The organism is Kordia zhangzhouensis, from assembly GCF_001005305.1.
Lineage (GTDB): Bacteria > Bacteroidota > Bacteroidia > Flavobacteriales > Flavobacteriaceae > Kordia > Kordia zhangzhouensis.
In genome coordinates, this window is the sequence record NZ_LBMH01000037.1 from 1 (window position 1) to 985 (window position 985).

At 29.9% G+C, this 985-nt stretch carries 1 protein-coding gene; it reads right to left on the reverse strand.

All coding sequences use genetic code 11. The features are described from left to right. Positions 1-28 precede the first annotated feature (28 nt). Positions 29-985, reverse strand: a 957-nt coding sequence (locus AA088_RS17440) for a hypothetical protein (protein WP_206539847.1), incomplete at its 5' end; no start/stop codon positions are given.

Below are 985 nucleotides of genomic sequence, written 5' to 3' on the forward strand. Positions count from 1 at the left end.
AATTACTTATAGCCATTGTTGTGCTTAGTTAATTTATTTTGACATTAAAACTCAAGAGTATTTCATTTCGAGTTTCAGCGATTAAATCTTCGTCAACTTTATAATATTCATCAGGATTTTTAACTCCAGTTGATAAACTCATATTCATTATCTCTTTATTAGAATAAATAAAAGAAGGTGTTTTAGGAATACACATTCTCAAAGCCATTATCTCCGCTAGAGCATAGAGATGTAGAGGAAATTTATCATTAGCTTGTTCTTCCCTCAAGAGACCTTTTCTAAAATCGGATAATAGTTCATCATTAAGATAGTTTTTGGTTAAAAACCCATCTTCAATCACCAAGATGAAAACTAGTTTTTTGATTTTCATCATTATCATTTTGGGATATACAAAAGTTCTCAAATCAAAAAAATCCTTCTCCGACTCGAATACATATAAACTTGAAGGAAGGGAAAAACCAACTCCATCTTTATATGCATTTTGTATCATTCTAAAATTGTCAGTATTAATTATTTTTTCAGCAGTTTTTTTGTATTCTAAATCATCTATTTTTAAATAGTCATTATAAAATAGACCGTAGTAAATTTTGGAAAGCCAAGTAGAAATTAAAGATGTTGAGGAATTATCGGGACCATAAATCATTGATATTCCGGGCTCTTCATTTTTAAGTTCCTCAAATAACTTTTCTGGTTCATCGAGTAATTTGAGAATTTCATTTTCGTATTCACTTCCGAAATTACTATTACAGTCTTTGTGTGCAGGTACTTTTACACGACTATATTGAAATACACCTTTGCCCGTAACTGTTTCTTCTTTAATTCCTAATTTTCCCAGTAAACTATTAGGGATTATATGTTCTAAAGATTTTTTTCCTTCAATAGTTTCTGAACAAAAGAAACAAGTCCTCTGCATATTGTCATTTATTATTTCTTTTTTAGGTGTCGTCATAATTAAGCACAATGGCTCGGCTATGAGTAGTTGCGT